The organism is Acinetobacter sp. 1542444 (assembly GCF_000581835.1).
In the GTDB taxonomy this organism is placed as follows: domain Bacteria; phylum Pseudomonadota; class Gammaproteobacteria; order Pseudomonadales; family Moraxellaceae; genus Acinetobacter; species Acinetobacter pittii.
In genome coordinates, this window is the sequence record NZ_JEYA01000004.1 from 346,459 (window position 1) to 361,962 (window position 15,504).

Genomic DNA, 15,504 nt, shown 5'->3' on the forward strand with positions numbered 1-15,504 from the left:
TCCAATCAAGTAGTTAGTTCTTTTGACATTTTTGCCCCATGTTGGCGCAATAATTCTAATGTTTCACGCTCTTCTTGAAGCGCTTCTGACCAATCTATTTCATCAAAGTCACAATCAAAGAACAACTGACTGATTGAAGATAAAATAGTGAGTCCCTCTTCATCGCGTGTGTTTGGATCAACTTTTTCATTTAATAAACGTTGAACGGCTGGCGCACATGCCGAGCTTGCCGCATCCCATAAAGGACCATAAAACTCTTCTGCATCCCAAAGGTGTACATTCGCTTTGGCTTGAATCAAAGCTTCGAGTATATCGAGGTAAACTTGTAATGATTGTTGCTTTTCTTCTTTTGATAGTGGTGTACCCGCTTCATAAGCTTCTGATACATCTTCCCACCATTTAAAAATTCCATCACAAATGATTGATACAGGTGGCCCTTGTTCCGGATCAATAAAGTTCGGATCAAGTCCTTCAGCAAGTAATTTTTGCACTTGCGCGAGTTCTAATTCTTCTATGGCTTTAATTAAAGCTTGCTGCTGGGTGGTTAACATGACCATCTCTCAAAAATATATTAGGGCTATTATGCCTAATCTCTTCTGAAGATTTTAGAGGTTGATTGCATCGCATTGCAAACCTAATGTTGTGAATAGTTTTATTTTCATTAAATATAAAAAAAGCCCCGAAGGGCTTTTTAGCATTTTAAATTAAACTTCATCATCAATGAATTCTGGTTGACCACCTCTCGGGTGTTCTTTTTTCTCAAAAGTATGTTCAAGGCTACGTTTTAATTTTTCAATCGCGCCATGAATCGAGGCGTCAATATTTCCTGCTTTATGATGTACTGCAACTGGTTTCAAACCTGAAGGACGCGCTTCAATCATACAGTGGATATCTTTGTCACCACCTTTGTCCCCATTTTCATCACTAAAATGAACCGAAAAATGCGTAATACGTTCGCTATGACGTTGGAATTCTTGAGTAAGTTCTGCACGTACATAAGTAATTAAACGTTCGCTGTTATGGATGTTTTTATCTGTGCGGATTTCAATATTCATAAATACCATCCTCTCTTTCTTACTGTGGATCTTTTCTATGCAAAACTTTTTTATGTTGGCATGTTTTAAGCATGCATGAACTGACTTCAATTGTACATTTTGATGGTGTAATGGTTTGTTATCTCCTGACTTAAACGTACTGCTTTTAATTTATTTTGAAGATCTTCATACCTTCAATATCAGTCCATCTATAAAAATATGCAAGCTGATTTTTTAAATTTTTATGAAAAATTGAACAAAAGGAGAGCAATCGTGTCCAAATCTTATCTATCTGGAGCAGAGCTTATTGAGCAAATCCAGAAGTCTCCTTATTCACGTGATTTAATCGGATATCACGGGCAACCGCCACAAGTTAAATGGCCTAATAATGCCAAGGTTGCTGTGCAATTTGTTCTTAATTATGAAGAAGGTGGCGAAAAACATATAGAGCATGGCGATGATGGCTCAGAACAGTTTTTATCAGAGATTATTGGCGCTGCAAGTTACCCAGCTAAACATATGTCGATGGACTCTATGTACGAATATGGTTCACGTGCTGGTTTTTGGCGCATTCATAATGAGTTCCAAAAGCGCAAACTTCCAATGACCATTTTTGGGGTTGCAATGGCGCTTGCCCGCAACACTTATATTGTAGAAGCGATTAAACAAGCTGATTATGATGTGGTTTCTCATGGTTACCGCTGGCTTCACTATCAAGATACCGATATTGAAGTCGAAAAACAGCATATGGAGCAGGCTTTAACTGTCTTAGAAAACCTGTTTGAAAATAAAGTGATAGGTTGGTACACCGGACGTGACAGCCCCAATACACGCCAGTTACTCGCAGAGTTTCCACAAATACAATATGACTCAGATTATTATGGTGATGACCTGCCTTTTTGGACAACGCTTACCAATGCTGATGGCGCATCACGTCCTCATCTGATTATTCCTTACACTTTAGAATGTAACGACATGAAGTTCTGTTCACCAGGCGGCTTTAATAGTTCAGAACAGTTTTTTCAATATTTGAAAGATAGTTTCGATGTGTTGTATGCAGAGGGAGAAACTGCACCAAAAATGATGTCGATTGGAATGCATTGCCGCATTTTAGGGCGTCCAGGCCGTTTTAAAGCACTACAGAAGTTTCTCGACTATATTCAAATGCACGATCGGGTCTGGATATGTCGTCGTCAGGGAATTGCTGAACATTGGTATAAAAATCACATAACTAAATAATTGATTTTTAATTTTCAAAATCCTTAAGCGAATTAAAACTCGCTATTGGCACTGTTATTGCTAAAACTCTATATCAAGATAACGAGTTTAGGAATAACAGTGTTTTTAGCCGAGTTTAATCAAGCCCCACCCGAACAACTCAAGACTTTGTTAAAAAACTGTGTCCACATTCAAGCATGGGCCGAAAAAATCATCTCAAATCGTCCCTATTTAACAAAAGTATCTCTTTTGGAATATGCAGAAAATTTAAGTCAAATGTGGTCATGGCAAGAGATACTAGCGGCTTTAGCAACCCATCCAAAAATTGGTGAACGCCAGGCTAAGAAACAACTCAATGCAAAAGAGCAGAATTTTTCATCTAAAGAACAAGCTGGCATTTCTTTAGATGAACAAACACAACAAGCTCTGCTTCAAGGTAATCTTGATTATGAACAAAAGTTTGGCTTTATTTTTTTAATTAAAGCGGCAGGCCTCAGTAGCGATGAAATTTTAAAAAAGCTACATGAACGACTACAAAACGATTTAGCTATCGAAAAAACAATTGTACATGAGCAACTTGCAGCGATTGCTCTATTACGTCTATCTCAGGAAATACAAGCATGATCACTACTCATATTTTAGATACGAATTTAGGTAAACCAGCTGCAGACGTAGAAGTGAGGTTGTTTCATGCAGCAACACATGAGCTGATAGCGACAGCCACCACTAATCAAGATGGTCGAGTGAGTGATTTTGGAATAACAGACTTTGCAGAAGGTGCTTATCAGCTTGAATTTGAAATTGCTCCTTATTTTTCATCGCAGCAAGTCAAAACTTTTTTCCCGCGTGTTTGTATTCAGTTTTTCATAGAAGACATTAATCAGCATTATCACATTCCATTACTGATCAGCCCATTTGCTTACTCCACTTATCGCGGTAGCTAACTCAATTATAAATAGGAGAAAAATATGAATCATCAGCAAAAAAATGCAATTTCTCCAGAGCATGAATATTTAGGAATTTCCAAAAGTTTTGCTTACGGCTTACAGCATGTGCTGACCATGTATGGTGGCATTGTAGCCCCGCCCTTGATTATTGGAACGGCAGCTGGCTTAAGCTCAGCACAAATCGGAATGCTCATTGCAGCAGCCCTATTTGTAGGTGGATTGGCAACTCTGATCCAAACCATCGGAACCAAATATTTAGGCGCAAAATTACCTCTGGTACAGGGTGTATCTTTTGCGGGTGTGGCCACCATGGTCGCGATTATCACCACAGGCGGTGGTTTACCTGCTGTCTACGGCGCGGTCATTGCAGCCTCTTTAATTGGGCTATGCCTTGCGCCTTACTTTTCAAAAATTATTCGTTTTTTCCCACCTGTTGTGACGGGATGCGTTATCACGATTATTGGTCTATCTTTGTTACCTGTTGCGATTCGCTGGATGATGGGTGGCAACAACAAAGCGCCCGACTGGGGTAGCGTAGAAAATATCTCTTTGGCACTGCTGACCTTAGGCATTGTGATTGTTCTAAATATGCTGCCGCAAGCAAGCATTCGACGTTTATCAATTTTGTTGGCTATTGTGGCTGGTACTACCCTCGCCTACTTCATGGGTTTTGGTGATTTTAGTCAGGTGAGTTCAGGCGCATGGCTCCAATTTCCACACTTATTTGCATTTGGTTTACCGACTTTCGAGCTAAGTGCAATTTTATCGATGCTAATCGTTACCTTAGTGATTATGACGGAAACCACAGCCGATATTATTGCTGTCGGAGACATTGTAGGAACTGAAGTCGATTCAAAACGTATCGCCAATGGTGTTCGTGCAGATATGTTCTCAAGTGCTTTTGCGCCTATCTTTGGTTCGTTCATGCAAAGCGCTTTTGCCCAAAATGTTGGGTTAGTTGCAATTACGGGCATCAAAAGCCGATTTGTAGTCGCAGCAGGTGGTGTCATTCTGATTATTTTAGGTCTACTACCTATTATGGGTCGTTTGATTGCAGCGATTCCAATGCCCGTACTTGGTGGTGCAGGTTTGGTCTTGTTTGGGTCGGTTGCAGCGAGTGGAATTCGCACTTTGGCAAAAATAGATTATAACGATCAGAAAAATTTAATTATTGTCGCGACCGCTTTATCAGCTGGGATGATCCCAATTATTAACCATGAGTTTTATGCTCATTTCCCAGTTTGGGTACAAACTTTGTTCCATTCGGGCATTAGTTCAACTTGTATCTTTGCTATCTTGTTGAATTTATTATTTAATCATTTACCTTCATTTCGTAGCTCGCGCACCCCACATTTAAGCCAAACAATAAACACAAGAAATACTCATTAAAGATTTAATTTTTAGCGCCCCACTTCGGTGGGCTTTTTTTTAACCGTTGATCAAATTTGGCTTCATTTTTGCTTAAGACCCTGTATCCTTAGCGTGCTTTATTTGGGGGGAGATCATTTAAATGCAATTAAAGCAACTTGCGGCGACTTGTGCCTTGTTATCTGCAACTGCCATGGTTCAGGCAAAACCAATTTGGCAAGATTTTAGTGTGACTGGACTTTATGGTGAAAACTATGAAGTTGTAGATGACAAAGAAACCACAATTACTTTGGAATATGCAGCAAAAGTTAAATACGCTGATGTGTTTTTCTTTATGGACCGCATGCGTGGTGAAAATGACCACAAGAGTACTTACTTTGAGTTATCACCACGTCTAAGTTTAGGCGAAGTGTCTGGTAAAAAACTGTCGTATGGCCCAATCAAAGATGTACTCATTAGTACTACTTGGGAAGGTAACAGTGAAGACGGTAACAACTTCGACAACTTCCTTTATGGTTTTGCAGTTGATTTAGATATCCCATATTTCCAATATGCAAATTTAAACTTCTACCGTGCAAACAATGAGAACACTGACGACGATTATCAAATGACATTCGTTTATGGTATTCCATTAAAATTAGGATCTGAAGATTTCTTGGTAGATGGTTTCCTTGACTGGTCAACTGCTGAAGGCGACCATGCGAGCGAGTTGAACTGGACAACTCAGTGGAAATGGAATGTAGGTAAACACATTTCTCCTGATACACGCCTATACCTAGGTATCGAGCACTCAGTCTGGAATAACAAATTTGGTATTAAAGGTGCCGACGAAAATAACGTTAGTGCACTGGTTAAATACCACTTCTAAAATCCAAATTTAGAAGATAAAACAGCAAGGAAAATTCCTTGCTGTTTTTGTTTTTAATCAAGTGGATTACCCACAATATTACTAATAATCCCCTGCATAATATGTCCACCTTGTTCACGGCGTAATTCTTCATACCATGCTTGTGTAACGGCTTCATCTTTCATATGTGTCACATCACAACGTTTGCGTGCACGAAGTACCAATTCATTAGCACGTTCATTACGCTTGTTTTGATAACGTCGTAAAGCATCTTCTAGCCCTAAAGTGTTAATTTGCAGAGAACGCGCTAAATAAATCGCGTCTTCCATGGCTTGGCAACCGCCTTGCCCAATATCAGGTGTCGTGCTGTGTGCAGCATCACCCAAAATCACCACGCGACCTTTATAAAATTGAGTGAACGGTTCAATATCATGGATTTCTACCCGATTGGTTTTTTGCGGGTCTAAGCGTTCAATAAGCTGCTGTACGGGTTGGCACCAATCAACAAAATATTGTTTTAAAAGTTTTTTATAGTCATCTCGATTATTATCTAACCCTGCTGGTAAAGGCACATCTAAAAAGAAATAGAACTTTCCATCTGCAACTGGCATTAAAGAAGCTCGCTTGCCTTCGCCCACATAAGTCGTCCATTGTTGGGCTGGAGCCAACTCTTCAGAGATCTCAACCAAACCATTCCAATTTACATAACCTGCGTAACGGCGCTGTACTTGCTGCCCCAACACATAGGTCCGTGTAAGTGAATGAGTGCCGTCCGCCCCAATTAATAGATCGGCCTGCGTTGAGCTACCATCTGCAAAATAAACCTCGACATAATCAGCTTTGTCTTCAAGGCTGACCATTTTTTTGCCTAGATAAATCTGATCACGACCAAATTCATCCATCAACATATTTTGTAAATCAGCACGTGCAACCGGATAAGGTCTTTGGCCCACTTCTTCAATTAATGGCAGTAAACTGAATTGTGTCATCACATCTCCAGTTAAACCGTCCACATAGGCCAAATCATCCATTTGTCCACCAAGTTTGGCGATTTTGTCAGTTAATCCCAGATAGTTCAGACATTTCACACCATTCGACCACAGCGAAATTGCCGCGCCGACAGGAAGAATTTTTTCAGTTTGCTCAAAAATGCGAACTTGGTGACCAAATTTCTTTAATGCAATGCCTGTGGTTAGACCTCCCATTCCTGCACCAATAATCACCACATTCATAACACTCTCCTATAGATATTCACCTATAGGGTGCTTATGCTAAAAACATGCCATCGTTCAAAATTTATTTAGCTTTTCCACAAAACTGGCATGCACCATGCTTATATATTTATGTATAAAACTCGACTTGGCACGCTCCGTGTTAGCGCAGTTTTAAATGAAAAATCATGTTTTTAACAAGAAATACGGATACTCCATTATGGCAACATTGCACGCTCCAGCTTTTGAACTTCCTGAGATTTTGAATACTAAAACCAATTTGGCAGATGCCCGAATTGGTGCACAAGTCATTGAGTGTTCAGATGATTTCTTTGCAGAAGCAAAACGTATGCTGCAATTTGATGCACCTATTTTTGTTGAAGATAAATTTGATGACAACGGCAAATGGATGGATGGATGGGAGACGCGCCGTAAACGTCACGCAGGTTATGATTGGTGTATCGTGAAGTTAGGCGTAAGTGGAAAAATCACTGCTCTTGATATTGATACCAGCTTTTTTACAGGAAATTATCCTGCCTCTGCATCATTAGAAGCATGTTATGCACCAAATGGGGACCTGACAGGAGCAAAATGGGAAAATGTTTTAGAAAATACTGAACTCGGCCCAAGCCAACATCATATTTTTATGGTCAATAATGATGCACTTTTCACTCATATACGCCTTAATATTTTCCCAGATGGCGGTATTGCCCGTTTACGTGTCTATGGTGATGTTCATATTCAGGTAACTGACAGCGAACAGACTCTCGATTTATTGGCTCTCGAAAATGGTGGCCGTGTAGTTGCCTATAGTGATGCTCATTTTGGACACCCGCGTAATTTGATTAACCCAGGTCGCGGAGTCAATATGGGCGATGGATGGGAAACCAAACGCCGCCGTGCACCGGGTTATGACTGGTGTATTCTTGCGTTGGGTAAAAGCGGAAAAATTGAAAAGCTTGAAATTGATACAGCTCATTTTAAAGGGAACTTCCCTGCCCAAGTATCTATTCAGGCGGTTTACCTCGAAAATGCAACCGATGCACAGTTAATTCCTCAAAGTATGTTTTGGTCTTACTTACTAGAAGCCCAACCGATGCAAATGGATCATATTCATGAATATGTGAATGAGATTTTACAGCATGAAAAAATCTCGCATATTCGTATTAACATGATTCCAGACGGTGGTATTAGTCGTGTTCGTTTATGGGGAAAAATTGCCAAGTCATGATCATGAAGAATGTTCAAATTCAGCCATTAACCATTGAGAACTTTCAGTCCTTTGGAGAAGTCATTTGTTGCGATGGGCATGACTTTTTTCATATTAACGATGCCCACACTGAGCGCTATCATGCGCTCGTTGAAACTGAAATTGAAGGTGAAGCAAAGGCAGGAATTAGTATTTTCCGTAATATTAAGGCCAGTGTGCTGCCTCTGGAAATTTCAATGCTAGAGCGCCATCCGAAAGGCTCTCAGGCATTTATTCCACTACAGCAACAAAAGTTTTTAATTATCGTGGCACCCGCTTTGGACGAAAATACTCCTGATATTTCAAAACTATGTGCTTTCGTCTCGAATGGAAAGCAAAGTATTAATTATCGGGCAGGCACATGGCATCATCCTTTGCTTACCTTCGAGGCACCAAGTGATTTTGCAGTGGTGGACCGAATTGGAGGTGGAGCAAATTGTGATGTTTTTCAATTCCCACAGGCTATAAAAATTACGACCTAAATTAAAATATACAGATCTGTCTATTTTAATTTAATATTAGAAATCGTTGTGGTGATTTCCAACAATTTAGATTTACATAAAAAAATCCCCGCCAATTGAGCGGGGATTTTTTACGCCTTTTTAGACAGTGATATCAGCTAAGTTACCCTTCTGCTCAAGCCACTGCTTACGATCTGCTGAACGTTTTTTTGCAAGTAACTTGTCGAGTAACCCTGCCGTTAGATGCACATCATCTAGATCGAGCTGAACTAAACGACGCGTGTTCGGGTCCATAGTCGTTTCACGTAATTGAATCGCGTTCATCTCACCCAACCCTTTGAATCGGGTAATTTGCGGATTACGATTACCTTTAATATTTTTCAAAATAGTTTCAAGTTCATCATCATCAAGCGCGTAATGAACATCTTTACCAATGTCGATACGGAATAATGGTGGCATTGCCACATACAAATGTCCTTCTTCAACCAATGCTGGAAAATGTTTAACGAATAAAGCACAAAGCAAAGTCGCAATGTGTAAACCGTCCGAGTCAGCATCGGCCAAAATACAGATTTTGCCATAACGCAGTTCTGATAAATCATCACTGCCAGGGTCTACACCAATCGCAATCGCAATGTCATGCACCTCTTGAGAAGCGAGTACTTCATCTGAAGAAACTTCCCATGTATTTAAGATTTTTCCACGAATTGGCATGATCGCCTGAAAGTTTTTATCGCGCGCTTGCTTGGCACTACCGCCAGCAGAGTCACCCTCGACAATAAATAACTCACTGTCCTCACGTGTTTGACCAACACAATCTGCCAATTTACCCGGCAGTGCAGGACCGGAAACAATTTTTTTACGCTCGACTTTCTTGGCTGCTTTTAAACGGCGACCTGCTTTAGAAATTGCCATTTCCGCCAGCTGCATGGCAATTTCAGCATGTTGGTTGAGCCAGAGCGCGAAAGCATCTTTAGCAATATTTAAAACTATATTGGATGCTTCACGACTCGAAAGGCGCTCTTTGGTTTGACCTGAAAACTGCGGTTCTTGGAACTTGAGTGACAAGATATAGTTCACGCCATCCCAAACATCTTCTGCCGAAAGTTTGAGGTTTCGTGGTAGCAAATTACGCAATTCACAGAACTCGCGCAATGCCTCGGTAACACCTGAACGTAAACCGTTCACATGAGTACCGCCTTGTGCAGTTGGAATTAAGTTGACGTAACTTTCTTGAACCTGTTCACCACCTTCCACATTCCAACAAATCGCAAATTCACATGCCGCTCGGTCTGCCTGACCGCTGCTCACAAATGCAGGGTTTGGCAAAATTTCGCGGTCTTGCAATTCATCCATCAAATAGTCGACGAGGCCATTTTCAAATTGCCATTCGATTTTTTCATCATTAATTTGATCGATATAGATAATTTTTAAACCAGCTGCTAAAACAGCTTTGGCTTTTAAATTGTGTTTGAGTGCTTTTAACGCAAATTTTGGACTATCAAAATATTTAGCTTCTGGCCAAAAATGTACGGTTGTACCTGTCGCACGTTTTGGTGCTTTACCCTCAAGAACAGCTAAAGGTGCTACTGGTTCACCTTGCTCAAAGGCCATTTGGTATAGGTTACCCTGACGTTGAACTTCGACCTCAACCCGTGTTGATAAAGCGTTTACAACGGAAATCCCCACACCATGCAAACCACCTGAAAACTGATAGTTATCGGTGCTGAATTTACCACCAGCATGGAGCTTGGTCAGAATGATTTCGATACCACTTTGGCCATATTCAGGATGAATATCGACCGGCATACCACGGCCATTATCTTCAACCGACAACGAACCATCTTTATAAACCGTGACACAGATTTTGTCGGCATGACCAGCTAATGCTTCATCAACAGCATTATCAATAACTTCTTGGGCTAAATGGTTAGGTCGAGTCGTATCGGTATACATCCCTGGACGACGACGAACAGGGTCTAAACCAGAAAGAACTTCAAGCGATTGAGCCGTATATTGTGTCACGTTGTACGTTTTCCTTATTTGATGGTGTGCGCAAAGAATTCGATCACTAACGGTAATTTTTCTTCAAAATCTTCCATAGCATGATTGCCATGAGCATCCGTCAAAATCAATGAGGATGGCGTTGCAGCACTATAATAGCGTTGTGCTTGACGATAATCCAAAATTTCGTCGCCTTGTTGCAATAAGACGAGTATTTTGTCGGCATTTTCAGGTTGTTTCAGTTCCAGTTGTTGTAACTGACGTAACTGAATATGGTCAATTGACCATTGATCATTCACCACATAGGGCATACTTTCAACTTGAAATAACTCATCAAACAGCTTCCATGGTTGCATAGCAGGGTTAATCAGTACAGCTGGAACATTATATTTCGCGACAAAATATGTCGCAAAAAACCCGCCAAGGCTACTACCGACTAAGGCTACATCATCTAAAGACTCTATCAGCTCTGAAACTTGCTCAACCACTAGATCAGGAGATCTATTTAAATCTGGCAAATGCACATTTATGCCCAATTCGCTACAATACTGCTTAAGGCTCAGCCCTTTAATTGAAAGAGAGCTACTATTAAAGCCATGGAGGTAGATAATATTCATATATTTTCCCTCTAAATTGAGAATAAACTCACATTTTTGTTCTCAGTTTGTATATAAAAACACTATTGTCAGACAAGAAAAACCACTCAACTGACCATTCATCAGTATTTTAAAAACATGTGTTATTTAAACTACTAAGATGGAAACGTTAGCTGCCGTTGATAAAAAGTACAGCTTAAAACGTCGGTTATAACGTATATGGGGAAAAGATATGCCGAGCTTAACACCACTACATGAAACTTATTGTAAATGGGATCGTACGCCACCTAGTCAGGCAGACGTATTAGAAGGTTTAGCTCAACTGTTCAGCACCAGCTTAAATGGTGTACATGAATTAATTCAAGTTATTAATATTGAAGTATTAAAAAATGCTTTTGGTGTGAGTACACAAAATGCTAAAAACTTTCAAAAACGACCATTTGTGCAAAAGGCATATCAGTTTTCTTATGGTGCTTTACAAAAATATGGGAGTTGTTTTTTAGCGCCAAGCTTACGTCACATTATTGAAAAATATCCTACACTTCACGAAAAACCACTCACCCCAAGCCTACATTTTTTAGTCGGTATTTTGAATGGGATTTTTGGGGATTATCTACTGAAACAGCATAGCCCCCTCGCTTTACCCATGGTGCTATACGATCACTACGGTGCAATACAACAAGGGGAACTTGCAGGCCGTATCGTGATTTTAGCTCATGGTTTATGTATGAACCATCTGACTTGGTCAAATGCACACTATGGCGGCATTGGTGAGCGCCTGTTAGCGCAGCGTGACCATAACACCATGTTGTATTTAAATTACAACACAGGTCGACGCATTTCAGCTAATGGACGCAGTTTTTCAAACTTATTAGAAGACTTGGTCCAACGTAATCCAAGAATTACCAGCATTGATATTATTGGCCATAGTATGGGCGGGCTAGTCTCTCGTAGTGCCTTATTTTATGGCAAACAAAATATGTATCAATGGATTCATATGGTCGAGAATCTAGTCTGTATTGGCTCTCCACATCATGGGGCAGTTTTAGAGCGCTTTGGCTTTACCATACAAGATAAACTTGGGGCTTTCCCTTTTGTCGGCTTACTCGGTCAACTGGTTAATATTCGCAGTAATGGTATTTTAGACTTACGTCACGGCAGCGTTCGTGATGATGATTGGGAACATATGGATGCCCGTATTGGTATGATGGATGATAACCGTGCTCCTGCTCCACTGCCTTCCCATATCAACACCTTTTTAGTAGCAGGGACCTTAGAATTTGAAAAGGTCCGTAATAAAGCATTGACCGTAATTGGCGACTACTTAGTGAGTGTAAAAAGCGCGCTAGGCGAACACCCTAATCCACGTTTTCAGCTTAAAGTTCCAGATTCACATAAAGCCGTGTTTTATGGCTTAAATCACTTTGAAATTCAGTATCACTCAAGTGTTGCCGAACAGATCACTCGCTGGTTATATCCTCATATGAATGATTATGTGCAAGAGGGTATTCAAACCCATATTATTGATATGCCGAACTATAAGCTCGAAGATTTAGAAGGAATTGTAGAGACTTAAAAAAAGCCCAACTTTTGTTGGGCTTTTTTAAATTATTCTAAAAATCATAAATCTATTAATAATTTTTATCTAACCATTTTTTAATCTCAGAAATATTTTTATATTTATAATAGACTTTCCCTTCTGCAATCCCTTCAAAACCCTCTGCATTATTACCTAATATATTTGTTATATTTTTCAGATTTAAAGTCTTATTTTTACTAATTTGATATAGGTTAACTTGATAAAGTTCACCTTCAATTTGTGGAGTACAACAGTAATATGATGAGTTAAGGGTAATTAATATGGGAGGTTTTCTTTTATTTGACTTATAAATACTGACAGCTAAAAGTTTAGGACTTTCCTTAGCTGCAAAATCAGAATAATCACCAACAAACATCTTTTTTTCTTGATTTTCTAGATAACCTTTCAAAGATGAACCTTCTGAAGACTCACATATATAATTATAAAATTTATAATCATTTTTCTTAAATATATTTAATTTTACTTGTTGGTAAATATTACATTGATCCTTTGCAAATAAATTCTGAGAATATAATATTAGAGATGATATTAAAAACATAATAATAGTAAAATATTTTTTCATTAAATTAGCTTACAAATAATAAGATCAAACCACTATAACAAAATTACAATAAAATATTTTATAAATTTATAAAGTAAATATTAAAATGTTTTTTTTAAAAACTAATTCTTATCACTATTACTAAATTTAGAGAAATATATGAAGAAAATCGTTGTTTTTGACTTGGACGGGACATTACTTTCGGGTGATTCTACAAAGGCATGGTTAACAGATAAATTGAAATCTAATCTTCTCAGATTTATCGCTGCACTCATTGTTACGCCGGTTGCTTTGCCTCTTATGAAATTTAAAAAGTATAAATCTAGAGGTGCTTCATTATATTTATGGATTGCAACGTATGGTGTGAATGAAGAAGAATTAGAATACAGTTTTAAAAATTTTTCCAATAATATCAAAGATATTACTTCTGATTCATTATATTGGTTTGAGCAAGGTATAACTGAAGTTAAAGATCATTTAGCACATGGAAGGATTGTGTTTATTGCCACGGCTGCACCAGAAAAGTTAGCGAATGTTTTACTCGAGTCTATCAATTTAGATGTACAAATTATTGGTACTCCTTTGCAAAAGAAACTAGGAGGATGGATAAGTGGGATACATTGTAGGTCTGAAGAAAAAGTAAGAAGATTGAATAAACTTGATATCAAACAACCTTGGTTCGCGACATACAGTGATGATATTGAAGATGACTTGCCTATTTTGATGGGTGCCAAACTCCCCTATTTAATTAATAGTGATAACAAGAAAATTTAAAATATTAAAATCAAAAATTTAAAAATATTAAATTGGTTTTAAACTTATGATATGAATATTGTTTATATAGATTTCTAAAGACTAAATAAAGATAGTATAGACACTTTTAGTAATAAAAGTGCCTATGCTATTTAAATTAAATTTCTATTTATAGAGAATATTATCAGATACTTTCATTAATTTTCTCTATACTTATTTCTTAAATCTAACAAACCCTTACTATATATTTTTTCATTTTCAGTGCACGATGCTTGTAAGTTCATATCTAGGTAAGTATAACGATGTAACAACTTTTCTTCATTATTTTGCCCTCCAAAAATATTAAAATGTGCACCTTCACTTGAAAAACATTCAGTTATAATATTAGGAATTCCATCCCCTATCAAATCAACTCCTCTAATTTTATTATTTTTATATAAAATCTGATCCTTATTTAATTCAAAGCCATAGCCTCGAACTAAATCCTTGCTTCTTTTTTTAATACTATAAAAATAATTAGGCTCATCTGTAACAAAAGCTAATTCTGAAACACAATCACTACTATCTTTTTTCAATAGTGGGTTCACAACATTATATTTAAATTTTTCGTCCTCTTTATAGATAATTACGATATCTTTATTAAGAGGTTTTTCACTTACTATACAACCTTCATCAGAATCTAATAATAAATAAATTTTATTGTCTAAAATCTTCTTTATTTTTCTAATTTTTACAGTAGGTTCAATGGATTGATTATTATCTACTTTCTGTATTTCAAAAGAATTGGCATAAGCACCTTCAATTAGATATTGAATAGTACATACGTTTAAGCCTAATAAACATATAAAAATTAATTTTTTATAAATCACTCTTATTTTCTCGCATCATTAATGAAATTAATATTTATAACCATTCATAAATTTACTATATGAATTTTGTCAAATTTCAACCTTCCAAGCTTTATTGGCAGCTACTTTTCCATTTTTTATATTTAAAATGATATTATAAGCTGCTGCACCACCATTATTAAAAGTATTTAAAATAAAAATATTCTTATTTAAGTAATATATTTTAAAATCAGCAAACTCGTTCTTATCACCATCTATACCATTTTTAGGGAAAAAATATTGCTCGAGCTCAGTTCTACTGATTTCTATTCTGTTATCTCTTTCTCTAACAATAATTTTATCAAGTTGTAAAAAATTATTGTCAGGTAGACTACCATCAGTACCAAAGAATAGCTTACCATTAAAATACTTATACTCTCCTTTATAAAATTTAGGATCTAAAATAGCATTTTTTGTATATACTTCTACTATTAGTTTTTTATCACTATAAACAGCTTTTTCTCTAGAATATTGAGATAGTTTAATAGAAGTGTAACCACCAAAATTATTTATTCTATTTTTATAGACAAATCCTGTTACACCATTACTTGCATTAACTAAACAAAAATTATTAGTCTCTTCATCCATCACAGAAGAAACAATTTCATTATTATTTAATTTGGTTGTAACTTTCGAATTTAAACTTGAATTTTCCCTTACATTCACATACCCATCTTTATCTTGAATAAAACCAAAATCAGCATATGAAGCTTTAATAGATCCAATCATGAAAGCTGTAAAAACTATAAATTTAAGATATTTTTTGATTTAAGCTAAGCTCATTATTT

The 15,504-nt window shown here is 37.5% G+C and carries 17 protein-coding genes; 9 read left to right on the plus strand and 8 right to left on the minus strand.

Translation table 11 applies throughout. The features are described 5' to 3' along the window. Positions 1 to 5: 5 nt before the first annotated feature. Positions 6 to 551, minus strand: coding sequence for an ankyrin repeat domain-containing protein (locus J580_RS16775; protein ID WP_005066773.1), 546 nt, complete (start codon positions 549 to 551; stop codon positions 6 to 8). A 153-nt stretch (positions 552 to 704) separates the two neighbouring features. Continuing rightward, complete coding sequence (locus J580_RS16780; RefSeq protein ID WP_001019316.1) at positions 705 to 1,055, minus strand: HPF/RaiA family ribosome-associated protein; 351 nt, start codon at positions 1,053 to 1,055, stop codon at positions 705 to 707. A 252-nt stretch (positions 1,056 to 1,307) separates the two neighbouring features. Here J580_RS16780 and puuE point away from each other — a divergent pair, with 252 nt between their 5' ends. The 5 genes from puuE to J580_RS16805 all read left to right on the plus strand — a co-directional run bounded on the left by puuE (position 1,308) and on the right by J580_RS16805 (position 5,435). Beyond that, positions 1,308 to 2,273, plus strand: a complete 966-nt coding sequence (puuE, locus tag J580_RS16785; protein ID WP_032005003.1) for an allantoinase PuuE — start codon at positions 1,308 to 1,310, stop codon at positions 2,271 to 2,273. A gap of 99 nt (positions 2,274 to 2,372) precedes the next feature. Beyond that, positions 2,373 to 2,876, plus strand: a complete 504-nt coding sequence (gene uraD, locus J580_RS16790) for a 2-oxo-4-hydroxy-4-carboxy-5-ureidoimidazoline decarboxylase (protein WP_032005004.1) — start codon at positions 2,373 to 2,375, stop codon at positions 2,874 to 2,876. Further along, the gene (uraH, locus tag J580_RS16795) at positions 2,873 to 3,196 is read left to right on the plus strand and encodes a hydroxyisourate hydrolase (protein WP_032005005.1); all 324 of its coding nucleotides are present in this window, start codon (positions 2,873 to 2,875) and stop codon (positions 3,194 to 3,196) included. Before uraD ends, uraH begins: the two co-directional genes overlap by 4 nt. Positions 3,197 to 3,220: 24 nt before the next feature. Further along, positions 3,221 to 4,588: a nucleobase:cation symporter-2 family protein gene (locus J580_RS16800; RefSeq protein WP_031949632.1), complete on the plus strand. Its 1,368-nt coding sequence runs from the start codon at positions 3,221 to 3,223 to the stop codon at positions 4,586 to 4,588. 121 nt (positions 4,589 to 4,709) lie between these two features. Next, positions 4,710 to 5,435 (plus strand): outer membrane protein OmpK, encoded by a 726-nt coding sequence (locus tag J580_RS16805; protein ID WP_032005006.1) that lies wholly within the window; start codon positions 4,710 to 4,712, stop codon positions 5,433 to 5,435. Positions 5,436 to 5,488: 53 nt separating this feature from the next. On the opposite strand, the gene hpxO is transcribed toward J580_RS16805, so the two are convergent. Beyond that, positions 5,489 to 6,646, minus strand: a complete 1,158-nt coding sequence (gene hpxO, locus J580_RS16810) for an FAD-dependent urate hydroxylase HpxO (RefSeq protein ID WP_032005007.1) — start codon at positions 6,644 to 6,646, stop codon at positions 5,489 to 5,491. A 199-nt stretch (positions 6,647 to 6,845) separates the two neighbouring features. Between hpxO and alc the strand changes: the two genes are divergently transcribed. Both alc and J580_RS16820 read left to right on the plus strand, forming a co-directional pair. Further along, entirely contained in the window at positions 6,846 to 7,856 is a 1,011-nt protein-coding gene (gene alc / locus J580_RS16815) for an allantoicase (RefSeq protein ID WP_032005008.1), read from the plus strand. Next, positions 7,853 to 8,356: an ureidoglycolate lyase gene (locus J580_RS16820; RefSeq protein WP_032005009.1), complete on the plus strand. Its 504-nt coding sequence runs from the start codon at positions 7,853 to 7,855 to the stop codon at positions 8,354 to 8,356. Before alc ends, J580_RS16820 begins: the two co-directional genes overlap by 4 nt. Positions 8,357 to 8,476: 120 nt before the next feature. Here the strand turns inward: J580_RS16820 and parE are convergent, their stop codons facing one another. Further along, positions 8,477 to 10,360: a DNA topoisomerase IV subunit B gene (parE, locus tag J580_RS16825; protein WP_002122026.1), complete on the minus strand. Its 1,884-nt coding sequence runs from the start codon at positions 10,358 to 10,360 to the stop codon at positions 8,477 to 8,479. 14 nt (positions 10,361 to 10,374) lie between these two features. After that, the gene (locus J580_RS16830; RefSeq protein WP_032005010.1) at positions 10,375 to 10,956 is read right to left on the minus strand and encodes a YqiA/YcfP family alpha/beta fold hydrolase; all 582 of its coding nucleotides are present in this window, start codon (positions 10,954 to 10,956) and stop codon (positions 10,375 to 10,377) included. A 211-nt stretch (positions 10,957 to 11,167) separates the two neighbouring features. Between J580_RS16830 and J580_RS16835 the strand changes: the two genes are divergently transcribed. After that, entirely contained in the window at positions 11,168 to 12,511 is a 1,344-nt protein-coding gene (locus J580_RS16835; RefSeq protein ID WP_032005011.1) for a hypothetical protein, read from the plus strand. A 55-nt stretch (positions 12,512 to 12,566) separates the two neighbouring features. On the opposite strand, the gene J580_RS23700 is transcribed toward J580_RS16835, so the two are convergent. Next, positions 12,567 to 13,097, minus strand: a complete 531-nt coding sequence (locus J580_RS23700) for a hypothetical protein (protein WP_032005012.1) — start codon at positions 13,095 to 13,097, stop codon at positions 12,567 to 12,569. 138 nt (positions 13,098 to 13,235) lie between these two features. On the opposite strand from J580_RS23700, the gene J580_RS16840 reads away from it, so the two are divergent. Then, positions 13,236 to 13,850 (plus strand): haloacid dehalogenase-like hydrolase, encoded by a 615-nt coding sequence (locus J580_RS16840; protein ID WP_032005013.1) that lies wholly within the window; start codon positions 13,236 to 13,238, stop codon positions 13,848 to 13,850. A gap of 176 nt (positions 13,851 to 14,026) precedes the next feature. Here J580_RS16840 and J580_RS23260 read toward each other — a convergent pair whose 3' ends face one another. Then, entirely contained in the window at positions 14,027 to 14,698 is a 672-nt protein-coding gene (locus tag J580_RS23260; RefSeq protein ID WP_081403689.1) for a hypothetical protein, read from the minus strand. A 69-nt stretch (positions 14,699 to 14,767) separates the two neighbouring features. Next, the gene (locus tag J580_RS16845; protein WP_032005014.1) at positions 14,768 to 15,484 is read right to left on the minus strand and encodes an SH3 domain-containing protein; all 717 of its coding nucleotides are present in this window, start codon (positions 15,482 to 15,484) and stop codon (positions 14,768 to 14,770) included. Positions 15,485 to 15,504 lie beyond the last annotated feature (20 nt).